The sequence below is a fragment of the Arcobacter sp. CECT 8983 genome, from assembly GCF_004118855.1.
Taxonomy (GTDB): Bacteria; Campylobacterota; Campylobacteria; order Campylobacterales; family Arcobacteraceae; genus Halarcobacter.
This window is the reverse complement of record NZ_PDKF01000018.1, coordinates 1-433: the sequence shown is the minus strand read 5'-3', so window position 1 is coordinate 433 and position 433 is coordinate 1. Positions and strand designations below refer to the sequence as shown.

Genomic DNA, 433 nt, shown 5'->3' with positions numbered 1-433 from the left:
TAATGCAAAGTATAAATAAGTTAGGAGAAGCCTTAGGAAGTAACGCAAAAGCGAACCTAAATAATGGACAAACATTGCAAAATAACTCAGCAACAATGACAGCATCAATGAATAACTTAGCAGCAAAAGCAAATGAACAAGCAGCAAGCTTAGAACAAACAGCAGCAGCATTAGAAGAGATTACTTCAATAACAAGAAATAATGCAGAAAATGCAACAAAAATGGCAGAATTAGGAAAAACAGTAAGAAGCTCAGTATCAACAGGTGAAGACCTTGCAAGTAAAACAGCAAGCTCAATGGATGAAATAAATGATAAAGTAAGCTCAATAAATGAAGCAATTACAGTAATAGACCAAATAGCCTTCCAAACAAATATATTATCTTTAAATGCAGCAGTAGAAGCAGCAACAGCAGGTGAAGCAGGAAAAGGATT

At 34.6% G+C, this 433-nt stretch carries 1 protein-coding gene; it reads left to right on the top strand.

The window, feature by feature from the left end; all coding sequences use genetic code 11:
• The coding region (locus tag CRV01_RS12925; RefSeq protein WP_258238418.1) for a methyl-accepting chemotaxis protein at window positions 1-433 on the top strand (433 nt) is incomplete at both ends.